Genomic DNA, 20,312 nt, shown 5'->3' with positions numbered 1-20,312 from the left:
GCTCTGGCCGCGCGGCGGCCAAGATGTTACGCACCGCCCACAGACCTTGTGGGAGACGAGACAGCATGGCCGCCATCGCCGATATCACCGCTCGCCAGATTTTGGACAGCCGCGGCAATCCGACCGTGGAGGTGGAGGTTCTGCTGGAAACCGGGGCGACCGGCCGGGCGGCGGTGCCGTCCGGGGCGTCGACGGGAGCGCATGAGGCGGTGGAGCTGCGGGACGGCGACAAGTCCCGTTACGGCGGCAAGGGCGTGCTGAAGGCCTGTGCCAACGCCGAGGGCGAGATCCTGGACGCGCTGGTCGGCATGGAGGCCACCGACCAGGTCGAGGTCGACAACGTGATGATCGACCTGGACGGCACGCCGAACAAGGCTCGGCTGGGCGCCAATGCCATTCTGGGCGTGTCGCTGGCAGTGGCGAAGGCCGCCGCCGCCGATCTGGGCCTGCCGCTGTACCGCTATGTCGGCGGCGTCTACGCCCGCACCTTGCCGGTGCCGATGATGAACATCCTGAACGGCGGCAAGCATGCCGACAACCCGATCGACATCCAGGAATTCATGATCCAGCCGATCGCCGCGCCGACCGTGGCGGATGCGGTGCGCATGGGGTCGGAGGTGTTCGCGGTCCTGAAGAAGGAGCTGCACGATGCCGGGCACAATACCAATGTCGGCGACGAGGGCGGCTTCGCGCCAAACCTGAAATCCGCCGACGAAGCCCTGGCGTTCATTGCAAGATCGGTGGAGAAGGCCGGCTACAAGCTGGGCGAGGACATCACCTTCGCACTCGACCCCGCATCCACGGAATTCTTCAAGGACGGCAAATACCATCTTGAAGGTGAAGGAAAAATTCTGGATGGCGAGTCGCTGGTGAAATACTATGCCGACCTGTGCGCCCGCTATCCGATCACCTCGATCGAGGATGGCTGCGCCGAGGATGACTGGGACACCTGGCAATTGCTGACCGGGACCCTCGGCAAGCGCCTGCAGATCGTCGGCGACGACCTGTTCGTCACCAGTCCGGAACGCCTGCGCCGTGGCATCAGGCAGGGATCGGCCAACGCGATTCTGATCAAGGTGAACCAGATCGGCACCTTGTCGGAGACGCTGGAGACGATGGAACTGGCGCAGAGGGCCGGCTGGAACACGGTGATGAGCCACCGGTCGGGGGAGACCGAGGATGCGACGATCGCCGATCTCGCGGTGGCCACCAACTGCGGCCAGATCAAGACCGGCAGCCTGGCGCGCAGCGACCGCACGGCGAAATACAACCAGCTGATCCGCATCGAGGAGCAGCTGGGCGCCGCCGCCCGCTACGCCGGCGCCACCATCCTGCGCGGCTGAGAATTCGCCCAGGCTTGCCATTGGCGCCCCATCATTGGGCGCCCCGCCATTGGCCTCCCACCGTTGGCGCCCCACCATTGGTGGAACGGCGGGCAACCGGTGGCGACAAAGTCGGCGTGACGGTCATGCGTCCGCCGGCAGGGGCAACGTTTCGTTAAGGAATGTGTGGCTGAGTCCCGGCTGATTTCGATCCGCCGGGGATTCCGCCACGCATGACCGGGACGCAGCCTCACTCGACCACCGCGGCCCATGCGGCCTCCCACGCCGCCGCGCCCCAAGGTGCCATGCCCCAAGGGACCATGCCCCAAGCGGCTATGCCCGGGGCTGCGGTGGCCCAGCCTGCCGTGCCGGAGGGCGCCGCGGCCCAGGCTGCCGTGTTGGTGAACGGCCCGCTGCTCAGCAGCCGTGAGCGCTGGCAGGACATGGTGCGGCTGGGTGCCGACCTGGCGTTCGAGACCGATGCCAAGGGGCGCTTCACCTTCGTGGTGCCGGATGACGCGCTGGGCTGGCCGGCCGGCATGCTGGTGGGGCAGCCGGCGGACATGCTGCTGCTGGCGGATATCCGCGCGGTCGGTCCCAACCCGTTCCGGCCGTGCCGCCCGGGCAAGGCGGGCCGCGCCTGGGTGCGCCGCTTCGACGGACAGCCGGCCTGCCTGTCCTTCGCCGCCACGCCGCTGATCGATGCCACCGGCCGCTATGGCGGTTCGCGCGGGATCGCCTTCGATGTCACCGAGTTTTACGACCACGCCGCCGAGATCGCCGGCAGCCTGCGGCGGGGGGAGGTGCTGGATTTCATCCTGTGGGGCGTGGCGCAGGAGGTGATGGCGCCGCGCATGATGGACGCGGCCTTGGCGGCGCTGATCAACGCGCTGTCGGCGGACGGCGCCGCGGTGATCGCCGCCACGGCTGGCGCCGCGGCCAGAGGGGCGGCCGGAGGGGCGGCCGGAGAGACGGCCGGCGAGGCAGCCGGGGGTCAGGTCCTGCACGCCACCGGTCCGGGCCCCGATACGGTCTGGGCCGCCGCCCGTGAGCTGGTCGCCCGGCACGCGATCGAGCCCGGCCAGGCGATGACGCCCGACGGGTGGGCGGTGCTGGCGGTGGGATGCAAGACCCGGTTCGACGCCAAGGCGGCCTTCGTCGCCTGGCGCGGCGCCGATCCGCGGCCCTGGGACCGCGACGACATGCTTCTGGCCCGGTCTGCCGGCGGCGTGATCCGGATGATCCTGGAGCATGAGGCGATCCAGCATGAGATGGCGCGGCAGGCGCGCACCGACCCGTTGACCGGCCTGCTGAACCGCCGCGCCTTCACCGAGGAGTTAAGGCGCCACGTGGACCGGCTGGACCGGGAAGAGCTGCCCGGCACGCTGATGTTCATCGACTTGGATTGCTTCAAGGAGGTGAATGACCGGTTCGGGCACGAGGCGGGGGACCAGGTGCTGATGCAGGTCGCCACCACGCTGCGGGAGCTGGTGCGGCCCAGCGACCTCGTCGCCCGGTTCGGCGGCGATGAGTTCGCCGTCTGGATGAGCGGCGCCGACCATCTGACGGCGGCGGAACGGGCGGAGTACCTGCGCCGCGAAGCGCCGCGCGCCCTTAATGCCGAGCTGCCGGCGCCGGTGCCGGGTCTTGGCCTGTCGATCGGCATCGCCACGCGTCATGCCGGCGGTGACGAGCCGATCGATAGCGTGATGCGCCGAGCGGATGAGGCGATGTATGCGGTCAAGCGGGGCGGCCGTGGCCATTGGCGCGTGTCGCTGCTCGAGGACTGATGACACGGGGACTGATGACGCGGGGACTGATGACACGGGGACTGATGACGCGGGCGGACGAGGCGACGCGGGTACGCCAGGGTGCGAACCGGCACGTCGAGCCGGCATTGCTGGCGCGGCTGGTGCGCGACCCGTCGGTGACCGTCCGCTCCACCGTGGCGCTGAACCCGGCGACGCCACGCGATCTGGACGCGGTGCTGGCCGAGGACGGCGATGAACGCGTCCGCGCGCTGCTGGGCCGCAAGCTGGCGGCGCTGCTGCCCGGCCTGACGTCGGAGGCGCAGGCGGCGCTGCGCCACAGCACGCTGGCGCTGTTGACAAGGCTGGTGGAAGACGAGGCGGAGCGGGTGCGCGCCAGCATCGCCGAGGCACTGAAATCGATGCCGCAGGCGCCGCGCGAGCTGATCCTGCGGCTGGCGCACGATCCCGCCATCATGGTGGCGACGCCGGTCATCCTGTTCTCGCCGGTGCTGACCTCGCAGGACCTGGTGCGGCTGATCGTCGCCGCGCCGACAGCCGACACCGTCACCGTGGTCGCTCGGCGGCCCCATATCGACGGCGCGGTGGCGCAGGCCATCGTCGACGCGGCGCATGGCGAGGCGATCGCGGCGCTGCTGGAGAACCCCTCGGCCCAGATCATGGAGACCACGCTGGACGCGCTGGCCGCGCGCGCCGGCGGCGAGGTGGGCTGGCAGCGGCAGCTGGTGCGGCACAAGTCGCTGTCGGCCGCCGCCGCGCGGGCGCTGTCGCAGATCGTCACCTCGCACCTGCTGGAGGAGCTGTGCGCGCGCGCCGACCTGGACCCGGCGCTGGCCGAGGAACTGCGCGCGCGGATCGACCGTACCACCGTAACGGCGGCGCCGAAGCCGGCGTCCGAGATCGAGGCCGCCTGGCGCAAGGCCTGCGCCATCCGCGACACCGGCCGGCTGAAGGATGACGCGTTCATCGAGGCCGCCAGGCAGGGCCAGGCCGGGTTGATGGGGGCAATGCTGGCCCTGAAGGCCAGCGTGCCGGCCGAGGTGGTGGAGCGGGCGATCGCCCTGCGCAGCCCGAAAGGGCTGATCGCCCTGGCCTGGCGGGCCGGGCTGCCGATGCAGGTCGCGCAGGCGCTGCAGATCGTGCTGGGCCGCCTGCCGCCCGACCAGGTGATCGCGGCCCGTCCCGGCGGCGGTTTTCCGCTGTCGCAGCAGGAGATGCGCTGGCAGCTGGAATTCATGTTCCGGTCGGGGCGGTAGGCTACTCCGCCACCATCAGGGCCGGGCCGCGATGCCGCGCGATCCGCAGCACCAGCAGCGCGGCCAGCAGGCAGGCGACGCCGCTGGCGACGAAGGCCATAACGTAGCTGCCGGTCTCATAGCGGACGGTGCCGGCGCCCAGCGCGGCGATCGCGCCGCCCGCCGCATGGCCGGCGACGATCCAGGAGATCATGACCGGGGCGTCCTTGCGGCCGAACACCTCATTCGTCAGCGTCACCGTGGGCGGCACGGTGGCGACCCAGTCCAGGCCGTAGAAAATGGCGAAGATGCCCAGGCTGACGACGTCGAAATCGGTGAACGGCAGCACCGCCAGCGACAGCCCGCGCAGGCCGTAATACCAGAACAGCAGGATGCGCGGATTGAACCGGTCAGTCAGATAGCCGGACAGGGTGGTGCCGACGAGATCGAAGATCCCCATCGCGGCCAGCAGCCCGGCGGCGCTGACCTCGGGAATGCCGTGATCGATGCAGTACGGGATCAGGTGGGTGCCCACCAGCCCGTTGGTGGAAAAGCCGCAAATGGAGAAGGTGATCAGCAGCAGCCAGAAATCGATGGAGCGCAGGCCGCGCGCCAGGCCCTCGAAGGCGATCAGGAACGGGTTGCCGCCGGGGACCGGCAGGGGAGCCACCTCGGTCGCGCCATAGGCGGGCAGGCCGATCGCGGCCGGGCTCTCCGGCAGGAACAGCATCACCACCGGCATCAGCGCCAGGATCACCGCGGCGACCACCAGCGGCACGGCGTGCCAGCCCTGATGCGTGGCCAGGCTGGCGAGCAGCGGCAGGAACACCAGCTGGCCGCTGGCGTTGGAGGCGGTCAGCAGCCCGACGACCAGGCCGCGGCGCGCGGTGAACCAGCGGTTGGCGATGGCCGTGGCCAGACCCACCATGCCGGCGCCGGAACCCAGCCCCACGAGCACGCCCCAGGTCAGGTAGAGCTGCCAGATCTCGGTGATGAAGCCGCTGAGGCCGGCCCCCAGCACCAGCAGCGTCATCGACGCCAGGATGGTGCGCTTCAGCCCGATGGTCTGGATGAAGCCGGCGGCGAACGGCCCGACCAGCCCGAACAGCAGGATGTTCAGGGAGATGGCGCCCGAGATCGCCGTATTGGTCCAGCCGAACGCGTCCTGCAGCGGCACGATCAGCACGCCCGGCGCGGCGCGCACGCCGACGCTGGCCAGGATCACGACGAACATGATCCCCACCACCACCCAGGCGTAGTGCAGGCGCCGGCCGACCAGCCGCGCAATGGTTCCTGGCCCCATGGTGTCCGGCCGCATGACAAACGCTCCATCTTCGCGCGCATTCAAATGACGCTCGTCATATGATTGTCAAGGTGCCAGACTGGCCGTTCGGCAGGAGGCGGAATGAACAACAGGGTGCAGCGGCGGGACGAGTCCCACCGGCGGATCATCGAGGCGGCCGGGCGGCTGTTCCGCGAGCATGGCGTCGATGGCGTCGGCGTCGACGCGATCATGCGGGAGGCGGGGCTGACGCATGGCGGGTTCTACGCGCATTTCGCCTCGAAGGAAGCGCTGGTCGCCGAGGTCTCGCGCGCGCTGCTGGCCCGCGGCGCGGCCCGCTGGACCGCTTGCAGCACCGATCCCGACAAGGTTCGGGGGCTGCGCCGGATCGTCGAGCCGTACCTGTCGGTCGCCCACACGCAGGCCGCGATCGGCTGCCCGCTGACCACGCTGTCCTCGGAAGCCGGGCGGCGGCCGACGATGCGGCACGCCATGGATGAGCCGTTGCAGGCCATGCTGGCGGCATTGGAGCGCTGCCTGCCGCGGCCGGCCGAGGCTCCGAGTGTGCTGGCGACGATGGTGGGGGCGGTGACGCTGGCGCGGCTGGCGGATGATCCGGCGCTGGCGGACCGGTTTCTGCGCACCGCCGCGGATGCCGTGCTGCCGCCATCCGGCGCGGCGGCGTCGGACCCCGCCATGCCGAACCCGTCCGAGCCCGCGCGGACAGGGCCGGATATGGCGGTGCCATCGGACTTGTCGCCATCCGCCGCCCCGGCACCGGAGGTCGAGACCACCCGGCAGGGGGCGGCCTGATGCGCGGCGGGCCGACTCTTCGGCGCGTGGCGCGAACATCGGTGCAAACATCGGCACAAAACCTTGCGCAAACATCGGTGCAAACCCTGGCCCGGACCTTGGGCCCGACCCTGGCCCGGGCCTGGGCACCAACTCCGGCGCGGGCGCTCGGGCGGGGGCGCCGCGTCGGGGCCCGGGGCGGTCCGGGCGCGCCGCTGGCCGCCTCGCTGTTGGGCACCTTGCTGCTGGGCGCCTCGCTGCTGGGCGCCTCGCTGTTGGGCGGCTGTGTCACCATCAGCGTGCCGCCACTGCCCACGCCGGTGCTGCCGCCGATGGTCTGGGGCATCTACCTGGACAATGATGTCGGCGGGATCAGCTTCGCCGCCTGGGCCTTCGCCTCGCCGGCCAACACGCGCGGCAACCCGGTCGACGCGGCGCGCGCGATCGTGGCGGTGGAATACCTGGCCGGCGAACTGGACAGCCCGCGCTGGGTCAGCGTCGACGCCACCAGCAAGGCGCGGCTGCGGCAGGCTCGCGAGGCGGTGCGGCAGGTCGTCGGCATCCGCGCCGATGCGCCCCCGCAGGTGGTGGTGAATGCGCTGCTGGCCTTCGTGCAGGATGTCCCCAACGGGGCGGCGAGCGCGGCGGCCGTGACGCTGACGCCGCCGTTGTTCGAGAGGGGGCCGCAAGCCACGCTGGATACGCTGAGCAACCTGCCGTTCATTCCGCAGGCGAATGAGGCGACCGCGCGCGTGGCGGCCGAGCTGCTGGCCGGCGGCCCGGGGCGGTAGGCCGCGCCATACGGGGCAATCTCGCCGGGGGTCATCTCGCCGCGGCACTCTCACCGGGACAATCTCGCCGGGGGTCATCTCGCCGCGGCACTCTCGCCGGGGTCATCTCGCCGGCCCGGTCGTCGCTGCCGGTGCCGTCCGCCGTCGTGCGGCCGTCAATGTGAGGGCGGCCGGTCTGGCAGTGCCGGGAAAATGAACGCCAGTCGACGCGGGTGAAGTTGGCCGAATTATTACGGGTGCTCTTCGCTATTCCCAATCAAATACAACGCCTCCAGTATTTGCGATTCCGCCGCGCGGGGCTATTCTCATCAGCCTGCCTGTTGTCCCGGACCAGCCAAGCGAGGATGCCGTGAACGACTCCACGATCGTCACCGAATCGACCAAGCGTTACAAATGGGTCGGCACCCGGCCCATCCGCCCGGATGGCGTGCCGAAGGTGACGGGCAGGGCGCTGTACGGGGCGGACCTGAAGCTGCCCGGCATGATCTATGGCAAGGTGCTGCGCTCCCCGCACGCGCATGCGCGGATCAAGTCGATCGACACCGCGGCCGCCGAGGCGCTGCCGGGCGTGAAGGCGGTGATGACCAGCAAGGACCTGCCGGAGCAGAAATTCGACTATATCGGTCCGGAGCGTGTGGCGGTGAATTTCTGGCACGTCACGCGCAACATCATGGCGCGCGAGAAGGTGCTGTATGAGGGCCACGCGGTGGCCGCCGTCGCCGCGGTCAGCGCCTCGATCGCCGAGGAAGCGGCCCGGCTGATCAAGGTCGAGTACGAGGTCCTGCCGCATGTCATCGACGTGGACGAGGCGATGGCCGAGGACGCGCCGCTGCTGTTCGAGGACATGATCACCCGCGGCATCGAGCCGGCGCCGAAAAAACCCTCCAACATCTCCAAGCGGCTGGAGTTCGCCATTGGCGACATCGACAAGGGGTTCGCCGAAGCCGACGTGGTGATCGAGGAATCGTTCAAGACCGCGGCGGTGCACCAGGCCTATATCGAGCCGCATGCCTGCGTGGCGAAGGCCGAGGCGGACGGGCAGATCGAGATCTGGTCGTCCAGCCAGGGCCATTTCGCGATGCGCGCGCTGACCGCGCAGATCATCGGCGCCCGGTTGGGCGATATCCGCGTGACGCCGGCCGAGATCGGCGGCGGCTTTGGCGGCAAGACCGTCACCTATCTGGAACCGGTCGCCGCGACATTGTCGAGGAAGGCCGGCCTGCCGGTGCGCCTGCAGATGACGCGGGAGGAGGTGTTCCGCGCCTCCGGCCCCACCTCGGGCGCGTCGATGCGGGTGAAGATCGGTGTCAGGAAGGACGGCACGATCACCGCGATGGAGGGGCTGTACAAGTTCCAGGCCGGTGCGTTCCCGGGCTCGCCGGTGATGAATGGCTGCCTGTGCGGCTTCGCCCCGTACGACGTGCCGAACCAGCGCGCGGTCGGCTACGACGTGGTGTCGAACCGGCCGAAGGCGGCGGCGTATCGCGCGCCCGGCTCGCCGATCGCCGGCTTCGCGGTCGAGAGCGTGCTGGACATGTGCGCCAAGGCGATCGGCATGGACCCGCTGGCGCTGCGGATCAAGAACGTGGCCGGCATCGGCTCGCCGACCATCGCCGGGCCGAAGCACGCCCATGCCGGGTTCAAGGAGACGCTGCAGGCGCTGGCCAACCACCCCGGTTACAAGGCACCGCTGGGACCGAACCAGGGCCGCGGCGTGGCCTGCGGCTACTGGTTCAACGGCGGCGGCGAGTCCGGCGCGACCCTGCAGGTGAACGCCGACGGCACCGTGCTGGTGGCGACCGGCAGCCCGGATATCGGCGGCTCCCGCGCCTCGATGGCGTTGATGGCCGCCGAGACCCTGGGCGTCGACTACAGCACGGTGCGCGCGATCGTCGCCGATACCGGATCGGTCGGCTACACGCATGTCACCGGCGGGTCGCGGGTCACCTTCGCCACCGGCATCGCGGTGGTGACGGCGACGCAGAACGTCATCAAGGATCTGTGCCGCCGCGCGGCGATGATCTGGGACGTCGATCCGGAAGGCGTGGTGTGGGAAGACGGCCACGCCAAGCCGGCCGGCGCCAATGTCGGCGACTTCAAGCCGCTGTCGCTGAAAGAGCTGGCGGCCAAGGCGGCGGCCACCGGCGGCCCGATCACCGGATCGGCCGGCGTGAACCCCGGCGGCCAGGCGCCCGGCTTCAGCGCCCAGTTCTATGACGTGGAGGTCGACCCCGAGACCGGGCACGTGACGATCCTGCGCGCCGTGGTGGCGCAGGATGTCGGCAAGGCGATCCATCCCAGCTATGTCGAGGGCCAGATGCAGGGCGGCGTGGTGCAAGGCATCGGCTGGGCGTTGAATGAGGAATACATCTACAACGCCAAGGGCCAGCTGGATAATCCAGGCTTCCTGGACTACCGCTGCCCGGTCGCGTCTGACCTGCCGATGATCGACACGATCCTGGTGGAGGTGCCGAACCCGGTGCATCCGTATGGCGCCAAGGGGGTCGGCGAGGCGAATATCTGCCCGCCGATGGCCGCGATCGGCAGTGCCGTCTCGCAGGCGATCGGCAAGCGCATGACCTCGCTGCCGATGTCGCCGCCGCGCGTGCTGGAAGCACTCTCGGCGGGCTGACGGCTTGGCACGCATCGTGTTCACCGCGGGCTTCGCGCGCCGCTACACCGGCGGCGTGCGGGAGTTCGAGGTGGAGGCGAAGAACCTCCGCGGTGTCATCAAGGCGATGGATGAGATGTATCCTGGCCTGGGCGGGCACCTGGAGGAGGAGACCACCGTCGCCATCAATGGCGAACTGCACGAGACCGGCTATTTCCAGCCGGTCCCGCCGGGGGCGGAGGTGTTCTTCATTCCGAAGATCGAGGGCGGGTAGGACGGCGGCCCGGCGGATCGCGGGAGCTGGTCTCTCCGGGCGGCACGGCCGGCATGGGCCGCTGGCGTTCCAGCACGGCGCGTCCGGCGTGCACATGAAGGTGATGGGTCCGCGCGCCGTGCCATGGCTGCGGCTGGGCGGCCCGCTCCGCGGCCAGACCAATGCCGGTTCGCGCGCCGACGTGACGGCCCACGAGCGGCCACTCGTCCGGGAATGCCGGAAGACGGCGCCTGGTGTCCGGGCCGTTGCCGTCGATCCGTTCGATCCGAGCGTGAAACGGCCGGGTGCGGGTGCGGGGCCGGCTCATCCGAAACAGGTTGCGATCGGAACCATCGGCGCATGGATGCCGCATTCGGTCTTTGCGGCGTGGCGCCAGCGTCCGGCTCTGGAGTCCTCGCCGGGTGCGACCCGATCCGTGCAGGGGGCACAGCCGATCGAGCGGTAGCCGTCCGCCTCCAGCGTGTGGCGCGGCAGGTCGTGCGCCTTGAAATAGGCGGCGATGTCGGCTTGGGTCCAGTCCGCCAGCGGGTTGATCTTGATCCGTCCGTCGGCATCGGGCTCGATCGCGGGCAGGGCCGCCCGGGTGCTGCCCTGGAACCGCTTGCGGCCGGTGATCCAGGCGTCGAAGCCCCGCAATCCGGCGGCCAGAGGCAGTACCTTGCGCAGATGGCAGCAATGGTCGGGCAGGAACTTCCACAGCGTGCCGTCGCGGTCGTCATCGCGCAGTTCCGATGGCTTCGGCCGCAGCACACGGATATCGGTCAGGCCCAGCCGCTCGGCCAGCATGTCCTTATAGCGCAACGTCTCCGCAAACAGCTTGCCGGTATCCAGGAACAGGACGGGCGTGGCGCGGTCGATCCGAGCCACAAGGTGCAGCAGCACGGCGGACTCGGTGCCGAAGGAGGACACCAGGGCGATCCGGCCGAGGAAGGTGCGACACAGCATATTCTCCAGCAGCGCGTGGGCGCCGAGTGTCCCGTGGCGCTCGTTCAGGTGGCGGGCGAGGGCGTTCGCCTCGGGTTGGCCGGCGAATGGCGGGACGCTGCCGGCGGTGTCGAGTGTGTCGTTGAGCATGGCCTGGTCTCTCGGGTGCCCGCGCGGGGGGACGGGGTGCCGAATAGAAGGTATAATTTTCTCTGAATGACAATATACTGCGATGATAAAAGATTAATTTTCTATTATATACCCGTACTATGAATTGCGATCATCGTATTGCCGGATCGCCGGCAACGCCTTGTCCGCGACCGCCATGACGGGAAGGGCCGGCGGAACCGGCGGGAACCGCGGAACGGGAAGGACCGGCGAAGCGGCCGGTATGAAGGCGGCTTGGCATGAGACGGAGGGGGAGGGGAACAGGACGCCCGGCATCAGGCGGCAGGCATCAGGCGGCAGGCCGCGGACAGCAGGCGGCAGGCCGTGGACAGCAGGCGGCAGGCCGCGGGAAGCAGACAGCGGGCACGGGGCCACGCGAATTGGCTGGACGCGGCGTGGCCGGACGCGGCGTCAGGCCGTTGCCCCGTTTGCCGATTTGCGTGCCGGGTTCTTCGATCGACGCGGGTTATCGCGTGTCAAAGCGCCTTTGCCACATCCCGCCGCGCTATGCGTCGGCCACCGCCGGATAAGGCTGCTGCCATTTGTCCAGGAACACGAAATCGGACAGCTTGCCGCGGCCGACCGGGCCGAATTTTCCCATCGGATAGCCGATTGGCAGGATGGCGTAGGAATGCACACCCTCCGGCAGGCCCAGCGCGGCGTCGGCTTCCTTCGCATACATCAGGTGCCGCGTCGTCAGGGTCGAGCCCAGGCCCAGCGCCCGGATCGCCAGCAGCATGTTCTGCACGGCGGGATAGATCGAGGCGCCGTTGCCGCGCGACGGGTTCGGGCCGTCCACCAGGCAGGCGACGATCCAGACCGGCGCCTCGTGGAAATGGTCCGTCAGGTATTCCACCGCGCTGTGCTGGCGTTTGTATTTATCCGCCGTCACGCCCGGTGGCGGCGCGCTGGTTGCATAGCGCGGGCCGACCACCTCATCGAACGCCTTCTTGTACCAGACCTGCACGGCCTTCTTGATCGCCGGATCCTTCACCACCAGGAAACGCCAGGTCTGGAAATTGCCGCCATTGGCAGCCGCCGTGCCGGCTTCCAGGATCTTCCTGATCAGCTCGTCCGGCACCGGATCCGGCTTCAGCCGGCGCATGGAACGGGTGGAGCCGATGATTTCGAACAGGTCGGGCATGCGGGAAACCTCCTGATCAGGAGCGGCGAGGAGCGACACCGCCGGTGCCGGAGCGGCCGCCGTCGATGACGATATGGGTGCCGGTGACGTCACCGGACAGGTCGGAGCACAGGTACAGCACGGCGCCGGCGATCTCCTCGGGGGTCGCGTAGCGGCCGGTGGGAATGCCGGCGGCATAGGCGGCATGAACCCCCTGCGGATCGTTCGGATTCCGCTGCGCCTCGAGCGAGCGCATCATGCGCGTCTCCACCGGCCCGGGACAGACCGCGTTGACGCGGACACCCTTGGCGGCCACGTCGGCGGCGGCGACCTTGGTCAGACCCAGCACGCCATGCTTGGAGGCGACATAGGCCGGCATGCCGGGTGCGCCGAAAAGGCCGGCGACCGAGGCGGTATTCACGATGACGCCGGATTCCTGCTTCAGCATCACCGGCAGCACATGCCGCATGCCCAGGAACACGCCCTTCAGGTTCACGGCGATGACCTGATCGAACACCTCCTCGTCATAGTCCTGGATCGGCACGACCTTGCCCTCGATCCCGGCATTGTTGAAGAAGCAGTCGATCCGCCCATGCAGCGCCAGGGTCTTTTCGACATAGTCGCGGACCGATCCGGATCGGGTCACGTCGGCCTGGACGAAGGCCGAGGTACCGCCGCGCTGGGTGATGACATCGACGGTGCCCTGGCCCAGCGCCGCGTCCGCATCGACCACTACCACCTTGGCGCCACGCAGCGCGAAGCCCAGGGCGGTGGCGCGGCCGATGCCACCGCCGCCGCCGGTGATCAGGGCAACCTTGTCGGTGAAGTTCATCGCTTCCTCTCTCTATCGTTGCTGCGGGAGGATATGTTCCTCCCTTGTCCGATCCTGCCCGTGTCCCTACGGACGTCTATCCATGTGTCACTATACGACCTTACCGGCGTGCAGCCTGCCGATCTCGGCCGCGCTGTAGCCAAGCTCGGCCAGGATGGCGTCGGTGTGCTCGCCCGGTTCGGGCGTGGCGCTGCGGATGCTCCAGGGCGTGCGGCTGAGTTCGATCGGCTGGCCGACCACCTCCACGTCGCCCAGGACCGGATGCGTGACCACGCGCGTCATGCCCAGGTGCTTCACCTGCGGGTCGGCGAAGACCTGGTCCATGCTGTAGATCGGCCCGCACGGCACGCCCTGCTTGTTCAGCGCATCGATCCATTCCGCCGAGGTGCGGGTGCGGGTGATCGCCTCGATCGCCGCGTTCAGCGCGTCCCGGTTCTCGGACCGCGCGCGGCCCGTGGCATAGGCCGGCGCCGCCGCCAGCTGGTCGGCGTTCAGCGCTTTGCACAGGCGGCGATAGATGTCGTCCCCGGCGGCGGCGATGTTGATATGCCCGTCGGCGGTGGCGAACACGCCGGTGGGGATCGAGGTCGGATGGTTGTTGCCCGCCTGGCCCGGCACCTCCTTGGCGATGGTCCAGCGCGCCGCCTGGAAGTCCAGCATGGAGATCTGCGCGCCCAGCAGCGAGGAGGTGATCCACTGACCCTCGCCGGACTGCTCGCGCTCCAGCAGCGCGATCAGGATGCCCATGGCGGCGAAGATGCCGGCGGTGAGGTCGGCGACGGGGATGCCCACCCGCATCGGGCCGCGGCCGGGCTCACCGGTGATCGACATCAGCCCGCCCATGCCCTGGGCGATCTGGTCGAAGCCGGGCCGGTCGCGATACGGCCCGTCCTGCCCGAACCCCGAGATGCTGGCATAGACGATGCGCGGGTTGATCGCCTTCAGCGACTCATAGTCCACGCCCAGGCGGAACTTCACGTCGGGGCGATAATTCTCCACCACCACGTCGGCCTGCTTGACCAGGCGCTTCATCACCTCCACGCCGTCCGGCGCTTTCAGGTTCAGCGTCAGGCTGCGCTTGTTGCGGTGCAGGTTCTGGAAATCCGGCCCGTGCCGTTCCCCGCCCAGGCCGGCATCGCCCTCGGGGGATTCGATCTTGATCACGTCCGCGCCCCAGTCGGCGAGCTGGCGGACGCAGGTCGGCCCGGCACGGACGCGGGTGAGATCGATCACCTTGAAGCGCGCGAGCGGCCCTGTCGTCATCGTGGCATCCTTTCCATCGGGATGCCCATGGTGCCACGGTTTGCCGCCCGCGGTCGAGGCGGGGCGGAGCCCGCGGGAAACCCGAAGGCTACATCTGCACGATGTCGTTCAGGGTGTAGGCGATGCCCGGCGGGTTCTCGCCGATCCGCAGCGTCTTGTCGTCGACGAAACGGTATGGCGGCACCGGCAGGTTGTACGGCGCGGGAACGCTTTTGTAGACCCGGCCGGCGAGATCGTATTTCGAGCCGTGGCAGGGGCAGAAATACCCGCCCATCCAGTTCGGCGCCGGAGAGACCGGATCCGGCGTCGGCATATAGTTCGGCAGGCAGCCCAGATGGGTGCAGATGCCGACCAGCACCAGGAACTCGGGCTTGGCAGAGCGGTGCCAGTTCTCGGCAAAGGCGGGCTGCTGGTGCACCACGGAGTTCGGGTCGGCCAGTTGCTGGATCATCGCCGGGGCCTGCAGGGTTTTCAGCGCCTGCGGCGTGCGGTGGACCACCAGCATCGGCGCGCCGCGCCACAGCACGACGATCTGCTGGCCCTCACCGATCTTTGACAGGTCGATGTCGATCGGCGCGCCGGCGGCGATCACGTCGGCGGACGGGTTCATGCTGTCGATGAACGGCCAGGCGATGGCGCCGATGCCGATCGCGGCACCGGCCGTGGCGATCAGTTTCACCAGATCCCGCCGGTTTGGCGCCGGACCGCCGGCGTGGTGGTCACCGGCGTGGTGGTCATCGGTGTAAACCGGGCTGGCATGCGAGGCAGTGGCGCTTGACATAGGGTGACGATGCTCCCTCGGCGCAGTCTTGACCGATCGCCGGGTGGAAACGGAAGTTAAAACAGCGTTAGTCTGCCGCGTCATGCCAACCGCCATGCAGACGCTGAACGTGCTGACCATCCAGCGGCTGGGCGCCGCGGACCGGGCGCGTGTGGAAGCGGTGGACCAGCGGGTGCGGCTGACCGATGCCGCCGGCTGGTTCGACGGGGAGATCCGTGCGACCTGGCCGGCCTTCACGGCCGCCCGCTATCTGGCGCCGGACGCGAACGGTCTCGGGACGCGAGCCGAGAGGGATGCGCTGCTGGCGGAAGCCGACGTGATTCTGGGCGGCTTTCCGTTCCCGCTGGATCTGCGGGCGAGGGCGCCGCGGCTGATGTGGTTTCACCAGCGTCCGGCCGGAGCCAGCAACCTCAAGCGCGGTGATCTCTGGGGCAGCAACGTCGTGGTCACCACCTCCCGCGGCCAGGCGAACGGGCTGGCGATCGCGGAATACGCGGTTGCCGGCATCCTCCATTTCGCCAAGGGCCTGCACCGCGTCCCGCTGGAGCGCGATGCCCGGCATTTCGACGCCCGTGCGTACCGGCCCTGGCTGCTGGATGGAAAGACCGCCTGCGTCGTCGGGGCCGGCGGCATCGGGCAGGAGCTTGGACGGCTGCTCGCGGCGCTGGGATTCCGTGTCGTCGGCACGCGGCGCACCGCCCCGACCGGCCCGCTGCCGCCGGGATTCTCGATCGTGGGGGAGGCGGGCGATCTGGACCGTTACCTTCCCGAAGCGGACGTGGTGGCGGTCTGCTGCCAGTGGACGCCCGAGACGGACAAGCTGTTCGACGCCGGTCGTTTCGCCCGCATGAAGCCCGGAGCCATCCTGGTCAATGTCGCCCGCGGCGAGATCGTCGATGAGGATGCGCTGATTGCCACGCTGCGGGCCGGGCGCCTGCGCGGCGTGGTGCTGGACGTCTATGCCGGCGAGTTCGAGCGCCCGCCGCCGGATGCGCTGTGGTCGGATCCGAGGGTGATGGTGACGCCGCATATCTCCGGCGGCAGCGACCAGGACCGCCATGGCGGGATCGCGCTGTTCTGCGACAATCTGCGGCGCTGGCTGGACGGCAGGCCGCTGCGGAACGTGGTGGACTGGGCGCGGGGATATTGAGACGGGTGGTGTCGCGCGGCAGCTCCAGGCCATCCGTCTGAACCGCGGTCCCGGCGAGCCGTGCCGGCGGGGTGGAACGCCTACAGCCGAGCCATCACTTCGCGGGAAAATCGTTCCGCCAGTTCCCATTTGTGAAAATTGCCGCTGGCAAACAGCATCTCCTGCAACCCGTCGCGCTCCAGCGCTCGGATCGTTTCGATCAGTTCATCAGCCGTGCCGACCAGGCAGGTGTCGCGGATCAGCTGTTCGTCGATCAGCGCCGCCTCGCCGGGATGCAGGTCGGTGTAGTGGAATTCGTGCGTGCGGAAATGGCGGTGTTCCGGCGGGGTCTGCTCGACCAGGGCACAATAGGGCTTCCAGATGCGTTCCAGGAAAGGCGGCGGGTCGATCCCGCGTTCGTGCACCGTGTCGTAGAAGTAATAGACGCTGGCCATCACGTTGGGACCGATTGCTCGTTTCACCCGGTCCGAATCGGCGCGCTCACCGGGGTTCAACAGCACCACGTTGGTCAGCGTGGTGTTCCGGAAGCCGCTCATGTCACGCCCGGCCCGGGCGGCGCCTTGCCGCGCATGCGCCAGCGCCTGCGGCACCGGCACGCCGCGCGGCGGAATGGCGAAGATCAGGCCGTCCCCGTACTCCCCGGCCAGCGCCATGGCGCGCGGACCGAAGCCCGACACGAACAGGGGAATGCGCGGTTGCAGGTTCATGAACCGCGTCTCGTGCCGCAGCATCGTCACCGGTCTTGCGCGGCCCTCGAAGCTGTAGTTCACCACCTCGCCGTCCAGCAGGCCACGCAGGACCCGCAGATACGCGGCGAAATCCGCCATCTTCATCGGTTTCTGCGCCATCGTGCGCATCGCCGTGTTGCCGGTGCCGATGCCGAATACCACGCGGCCCGGCGCCATGCGGTTCAACGTCGCCATCGCCGCGACCTGCACCGGCGCGATCCGCGTGCCGCAGATGGCGGTGCCGGGCCCGATGCGGATGCGCTTCGTCTGCCGGGCCGCCAGGGCACAGACCATGTAGACGTCGGAGAACATCATCTGGCTGTCCGCGACCCAGACGGAATCGTAGCCCAGCGCCTCGGCGTGACTGAAAAAGCCGATCTCATCGATATCGGCCATGACGCAGAAGCCGAATTGCATGGACCTGTCCCCCCGTCGCCGGACCCGATCGCCGTAGCGCATGCAGTCGGACGGCAGGAGATGGCCGGTGTCAAGGAAGCGGCCATGGGTAGCGATACGCCGGGCCGCGCCGCGCGCAAGGCCGCCGTCCGGTTTGTGACCGTCGCGACACTTTTTGTGAATTCCTTCGCGGCACGCGATCATCCATAAGCACGCCGCCGTCGCGTTCTGGGGGGTGACAGTCCCGCCATCGGCCTTCGGCCGCATCGTTCGAAGGACCGTCCGTCGCCATGAACCCCGTCCTGTCCCGTCCGCGCGGGACATTGTCGCTGCCGGCCTCCGTCAATATGCACCGCATCGTGTGGTCGTACGCGGCCACCGTCGGGGTGTATCACCTGCTGGCGTTGGCGGCGCTGCTGCCCTGGCTGTTCAGCCGGACCGGCGTCGTGCTGGCGGTCCTGGGTGTCTATCTATTCGGTGGTCTCGGCATCAACCTCGCCTTTCACCGGCTGCTGACGCATCGCGGCTTCGGTTGTCCGAAATGGCTGGAATACGGGTTCGTCGTGCTGGGTGTGTGCTGCATGCAGGACACGCCGGCACGCTGGGTGGCGGTGCATCGCCGCCATCATGAGCATTCCGACCGGCAGGAGGACCCGCACAGCCCGCTGGTGAATTTCCTGTGGGGGCATCTGGCGTGGATGCTGGTGGAAAACCGCGACCTGATCCGCCTGGGGATCTATGAGCGTTATGCGAAGGACATCCTGCGCGACCCGTTCTACCGCCGGCTGGAGCGGACCTTGCTGTATCCCGCCATCATCCTGGGGTCCTGGGCCGTGTATTTCGGCGGCGGGCTGGCGGCAAGCCTGGCCATGGGTGGAACACCGGCCGAGGCCGTGCGGTTCGGCGCCAGCCTGCTGGTCTGGGGCGTCTTCGTGCGCACCGTGATCGTCTGGCACATCACCTGGTCGGTGAATTCGCTCGCGCATCTCTGGGGCTATCAGTCCTATGAGACCGGCGAGGGCAGCCGCAACAACTGGCTCGTGGCGGTGCTGACCAGCGGCGAGGGTTGGCACAACAACCATCACGCCCAACCCCGCGCCGCGCGGCATGGTCATGCGGCGTGGGAGATCGATCTGATCTTCGCCGTGGTGTGGGGATTGGAGGCGATCGGTCTGGCCTGGAATGTGGTGCGGCCGGATACGAGGCTCGTCGCGGGGAGGATGCGCCGGGGGTGAGGGCGGGCCGCGACCCCGCCCCGGCCGGCGAAGACCCGCCATGACGGGACCTTAGGTGCACGGGACTGTAGGTGCCGGGCCTTCGTCTGCCGTGGCGGCGATGGCGGCTCCGCCCGCGCCAGCGTCAGGTCCCCAGAACCGTCAGATCCCCAGAAGCGTCAGATCCCCAGATACGCCTTCCGCACGTAGTCGTTCGACATCAGTGCCTTGGTGTCGTCCTCGGCGACGCAGCGGCCGGTCTCCAGAAGATAGCCTCGGCTGGCCAGCCGCAATGCCATCGCGGCGTTCTGTTCCACCAGCAGGATGGCCACGCCATCGGCGTGGATCGAGCGCAGGGCGGCCGACAGCTCCTTCACCATGATCGGCGACAGGCCCACCGTCGGCTCATCCACCAGCAGCAGTTTCGGCCGCGCCATCAGGCCGCGGGCAAATGCGAGAATCTGCTGCTCGCCGCCCGACATGCTGCCGGCCGCCTGGTTGCGGCGCGCGCGCAGGATCGGGAACCGGTCGCACATCAGGTCGATATCGGCCTTCACCCCGGCCTTGTCGCCGCGCAGGAAGCCACCCATCGCCAGGTTCTCGGTGACCGTCATGCGCGGGAACAGGCGCTTGCCCTCGGGCACGTGCACCAGCCCGCGCTCCAGCCGCTGACGCGGGGTCAGCGTGTCGATGCGTTCCCCGGCGAAGGCGACATGGCCGGCGGTCAACGGCTCCAGGCCGGAGATCGCCCGCAGGCAGGAGGTCTTGCCGGCGCCGTTGGCGCCGATCAGCGTCACCGTTTCACCCGTATCGACATGCAGCGACAGCTCGCGCAGCACCTCGGCGGTGCCGTAGGCGACGCCGATCCCTTGGACATCAAGCAGCTTCGTCATCATCCGCCACGCCCAGATAGGCCTCGATCACCGTCCGGTCCTGCGCCACGTCGGCCGGCACGCCCTCGGCGATCTTCCGCCCGAACTGCAGCACGCTGATCCGGTCGCATACATTCATAACCGCTCGGATATTGTGCTCCACCAGCACGACGGTCACGCCCTGTTCGTCGCGCAGGCTCCGCACCAGCGCCATCATGCGGTCGACATCGGCATGGTTCATGCCGGCCACCGGCTCATCCAGCAGCAGCAGGCGGGGTTTCGGCGCCAGGCCGATCGCCACCTGCAGGATGCGCTTATAGCCATGCGACAGGGCGCCGGCGATGTCCTCCTCCCGCCCGGCCAGGCCGACGAAACGGATGATGTCCCGCGCCCGCGCCTCCAGCGCCGCGTTGTGGCGGCGCGTGGCCGGGGTGTCCAGCAGCCCAGCCCAGAAGCCCGCGCGGGCGTGGACTTGCAGGCCCATCAGCACGTTCTTCAGCACCGTGAAGGTGGGAAACAGCTGCGCGTGCTGGAAGGTCCGCACCAGGCCGAGCCGCACCAGCCGGTGCATGGGGTGGCGGGTCACGTCATGGCCGTCGAACCGGACGTGGCCGGAGGTCGGCGGCAGCGTGCCGCTGACCAGGTTGAACAGCGTGGTCTTGCCGGCGCCGTTGGGGCCGATCAGGCCGCGAATCTCCCCCGCCTCGACCGACAGCGACACGTCATTCACCGCGACCAGGCCGCCGAAGCGGCGAGTCAGGTTCCGCACCTCCAGCAGCGGCATG

The 20,312-nt window shown here is 68.9% G+C and carries 19 protein-coding genes; 10 read left to right on the top strand and 9 right to left on the bottom strand.

Features of this window, described 5'->3' with window-relative positions; genetic code table 11:
* Positions 1–65 precede the first annotated feature (65 nt).
* The 3 genes from eno to VHC04_RS04535 all read left to right on the top strand — a co-directional run bounded on the left by eno (position 66) and on the right by VHC04_RS04535 (position 4,347).
* Positions 66–1,343 (top strand): phosphopyruvate hydratase, encoded by a 1,278-nt coding sequence (gene eno, locus VHC04_RS04545; RefSeq protein WP_325678428.1) that lies wholly within the window; start codon positions 66–68, stop codon positions 1,341–1,343.
* A gap of 380 nt (positions 1,344–1,723) precedes the next feature.
* Positions 1,724–3,112, top strand: a complete 1,389-nt coding sequence (locus tag VHC04_RS04540; protein ID WP_325678426.1) for a sensor domain-containing diguanylate cyclase — start codon at positions 1,724–1,726, stop codon at positions 3,110–3,112.
* 14 nt (positions 3,113–3,126) lie between these two features.
* Complete coding sequence (locus VHC04_RS04535) at positions 3,127–4,347, top strand: DUF2336 domain-containing protein (protein ID WP_325678424.1); 1,221 nt, start codon at positions 3,127–3,129, stop codon at positions 4,345–4,347.
* 1 nt (position 4,348) lies between these two features.
* Here VHC04_RS04535 and VHC04_RS04530 read toward each other — a convergent pair whose 3' ends face one another.
* Positions 4,349–5,644, bottom strand: coding sequence for an MFS transporter (locus VHC04_RS04530; RefSeq protein WP_325678421.1), 1,296 nt, complete (start codon positions 5,642–5,644; stop codon positions 4,349–4,351).
* 87 nt (positions 5,645–5,731) lie between these two features.
* Between VHC04_RS04530 and VHC04_RS04525 the strand changes: the two genes are divergently transcribed.
* From VHC04_RS04525 to VHC04_RS04510, 4 genes are all read left to right on the top strand, one after another.
* Entirely contained in the window at positions 5,732–6,421 is a 690-nt protein-coding gene (locus VHC04_RS04525; protein WP_325678419.1) for a TetR/AcrR family transcriptional regulator, read from the top strand.
* Between the two features lie 77 nt (positions 6,422–6,498).
* Positions 6,499–7,191, top strand: a complete 693-nt coding sequence (locus VHC04_RS04520; RefSeq protein WP_325678416.1) for a hypothetical protein — start codon at positions 6,499–6,501, stop codon at positions 7,189–7,191.
* A gap of 349 nt (positions 7,192–7,540) precedes the next feature.
* Positions 7,541–9,823 carry a xanthine dehydrogenase family protein molybdopterin-binding subunit gene (locus VHC04_RS04515; RefSeq protein ID WP_325678413.1) on the top strand — a complete coding sequence of 761 codons (2,283 nt, stop codon included), beginning with the start codon at positions 7,541–7,543 and terminating at the stop codon, positions 9,821–9,823.
* Positions 9,824–9,827: 4 nt separating this feature from the next.
* Positions 9,828–10,076 (top strand): MoaD/ThiS family protein, encoded by a 249-nt coding sequence (locus VHC04_RS04510; RefSeq protein WP_325678412.1) that lies wholly within the window; start codon positions 9,828–9,830, stop codon positions 10,074–10,076.
* A gap of 303 nt (positions 10,077–10,379) precedes the next feature.
* On the opposite strand, the gene VHC04_RS04505 is transcribed toward VHC04_RS04510, so the two are convergent.
* The 5 genes from VHC04_RS04505 to petA form a co-directional block, all read right to left on the bottom strand.
* Positions 10,380–11,150: a phosphoadenylyl-sulfate reductase gene (locus VHC04_RS04505; protein WP_325678411.1), complete on the bottom strand. Its 771-nt coding sequence runs from the start codon at positions 11,148–11,150 to the stop codon at positions 10,380–10,382.
* 523 nt (positions 11,151–11,673) lie between these two features.
* Positions 11,674–12,312: a nitroreductase family protein gene (locus VHC04_RS04500; protein ID WP_325678410.1), complete on the bottom strand. Its 639-nt coding sequence runs from the start codon at positions 12,310–12,312 to the stop codon at positions 11,674–11,676.
* 16 nt (positions 12,313–12,328) lie between these two features.
* Positions 12,329–13,123 (bottom strand): glucose 1-dehydrogenase, encoded by a 795-nt coding sequence (locus VHC04_RS04495; protein ID WP_325678409.1) that lies wholly within the window; start codon positions 13,121–13,123, stop codon positions 12,329–12,331.
* Between the two features lie 90 nt (positions 13,124–13,213).
* Positions 13,214–14,386 (bottom strand): CaiB/BaiF CoA transferase family protein, encoded by a 1,173-nt coding sequence (locus VHC04_RS04490; RefSeq protein ID WP_325678408.1) that lies wholly within the window; start codon positions 14,384–14,386, stop codon positions 13,214–13,216.
* 88 nt (positions 14,387–14,474) lie between these two features.
* On the bottom strand, positions 14,475–15,167 hold the full coding sequence (gene petA / locus VHC04_RS04485; RefSeq protein WP_325678406.1) for a ubiquinol-cytochrome c reductase iron-sulfur subunit: 693 nt from the start codon (positions 15,165–15,167) through the stop codon (positions 14,475–14,477).
* 94 nt (positions 15,168–15,261) lie between these two features.
* On the opposite strand from petA, the gene VHC04_RS04480 reads away from it, so the two are divergent.
* Positions 15,262–16,317, top strand: a complete 1,056-nt coding sequence (locus VHC04_RS04480) for a D-2-hydroxyacid dehydrogenase (RefSeq protein WP_325678404.1) — start codon at positions 15,262–15,264, stop codon at positions 16,315–16,317.
* Positions 16,318–16,397: 80 nt separating this feature from the next.
* On the opposite strand, the gene VHC04_RS04475 is transcribed toward VHC04_RS04480, so the two are convergent.
* On the bottom strand, positions 16,398–17,462 hold the full coding sequence (locus tag VHC04_RS04475) for an LLM class flavin-dependent oxidoreductase (RefSeq protein ID WP_325678402.1): 1,065 nt from the start codon (positions 17,460–17,462) through the stop codon (positions 16,398–16,400).
* Positions 17,463–17,522: 60 nt separating this feature from the next.
* Between VHC04_RS04475 and VHC04_RS04470 the strand changes: the two genes are divergently transcribed.
* Positions 17,523–17,651: a hypothetical protein gene (locus tag VHC04_RS04470; protein WP_325678400.1), complete on the top strand. Its 129-nt coding sequence runs from the start codon at positions 17,523–17,525 to the stop codon at positions 17,649–17,651.
* An 80-nt stretch (positions 17,652–17,731) separates the two neighbouring features.
* Entirely contained in the window at positions 17,732–18,676 is a 945-nt protein-coding gene (locus VHC04_RS04465; RefSeq protein WP_325678391.1) for an acyl-CoA desaturase, read from the top strand.
* 158 nt (positions 18,677–18,834) lie between these two features.
* Here VHC04_RS04465 and VHC04_RS04460 read toward each other — a convergent pair whose 3' ends face one another.
* Positions 18,835–19,548, bottom strand: a complete 714-nt coding sequence (locus VHC04_RS04460; RefSeq protein ID WP_325678389.1) for an ABC transporter ATP-binding protein — start codon at positions 19,546–19,548, stop codon at positions 18,835–18,837.
* Positions 19,532–20,311, bottom strand: a complete 780-nt coding sequence (locus VHC04_RS04455) for an ABC transporter ATP-binding protein (RefSeq protein ID WP_325678387.1) — start codon at positions 20,309–20,311, stop codon at positions 19,532–19,534. The genes VHC04_RS04460 and VHC04_RS04455 overlap by 17 nt, the downstream gene beginning before the upstream one ends.
* Position 20,312: the final 1 nt, after the last annotated feature.

It is taken from the genome of Rhodopila sp. (genome assembly GCF_035548095.1).
GTDB lineage: Bacteria > Pseudomonadota > Alphaproteobacteria > Acetobacterales > Acetobacteraceae > Rhodopila.
Note: the sequence above shows the minus strand (reverse complement) of the source record. Positions and strands in the feature narration are given on the sequence as shown.

Bases quoted from the DNA above. Each gene is read 5' to 3' on its own strand.
- eno (WP_325678428.1), top strand. From the start codon at position 66: ATGGCCGCCATCGCCGATATCACCGCTCGCCAGATTTTGGACAGCCGC.
- VHC04_RS04535 (WP_325678424.1), top strand. From the start codon at position 3,127: ATGACGCGGGGACTGATGACACGGGGACTGATGACGCGGGCGGACGAG.
- VHC04_RS04530 (WP_325678421.1), bottom strand. From the start codon at position 5,644: ATGCGGCCGGACACCATGGGGCCAGGAACCATTGCGCGGCTGGTCGGC.
- VHC04_RS04525 (WP_325678419.1), top strand. From the start codon at position 5,732: ATGAACAACAGGGTGCAGCGGCGGGACGAGTCCCACCGGCGGATCATC.
- VHC04_RS04505 (WP_325678411.1), bottom strand. From the start codon at position 11,150: ATGCTCAACGACACACTCGACACCGCCGGCAGCGTCCCGCCATTCGCC.
- VHC04_RS04500 (WP_325678410.1), bottom strand. From the start codon at position 12,312: ATGCCCGACCTGTTCGAAATCATCGGCTCCACCCGTTCCATGCGCCGG.
- VHC04_RS04495 (WP_325678409.1), bottom strand. From the start codon at position 13,123: ATGAACTTCACCGACAAGGTTGCCCTGATCACCGGCGGCGGCGGTGGC.
- VHC04_RS04490 (WP_325678408.1), bottom strand. From the start codon at position 14,386: ATGACGACAGGGCCGCTCGCGCGCTTCAAGGTGATCGATCTCACCCGC.
- petA (WP_325678406.1), bottom strand. From the start codon at position 15,167: ATGTCAAGCGCCACTGCCTCGCATGCCAGCCCGGTTTACACCGATGAC.
- VHC04_RS04480 (WP_325678404.1), top strand. From the start codon at position 15,262: ATGCAGACGCTGAACGTGCTGACCATCCAGCGGCTGGGCGCCGCGGAC.
- VHC04_RS04475 (WP_325678402.1), bottom strand. From the start codon at position 17,462: ATGCAATTCGGCTTCTGCGTCATGGCCGATATCGATGAGATCGGCTTT.
- VHC04_RS04470 (WP_325678400.1), top strand. From the start codon at position 17,523: ATGGCCGGTGTCAAGGAAGCGGCCATGGGTAGCGATACGCCGGGCCGC.
- VHC04_RS04465 (WP_325678391.1), top strand. From the start codon at position 17,732: ATGAACCCCGTCCTGTCCCGTCCGCGCGGGACATTGTCGCTGCCGGCC.
- VHC04_RS04460 (WP_325678389.1), bottom strand. From the start codon at position 19,548: ATGACGAAGCTGCTTGATGTCCAAGGGATCGGCGTCGCCTACGGCACC.
- VHC04_RS04455 (WP_325678387.1), bottom strand. From the start codon at position 20,311: ATGCCGCTGCTGGAGGTGCGGAACCTGACTCGCCGCTTCGGCGGCCTG.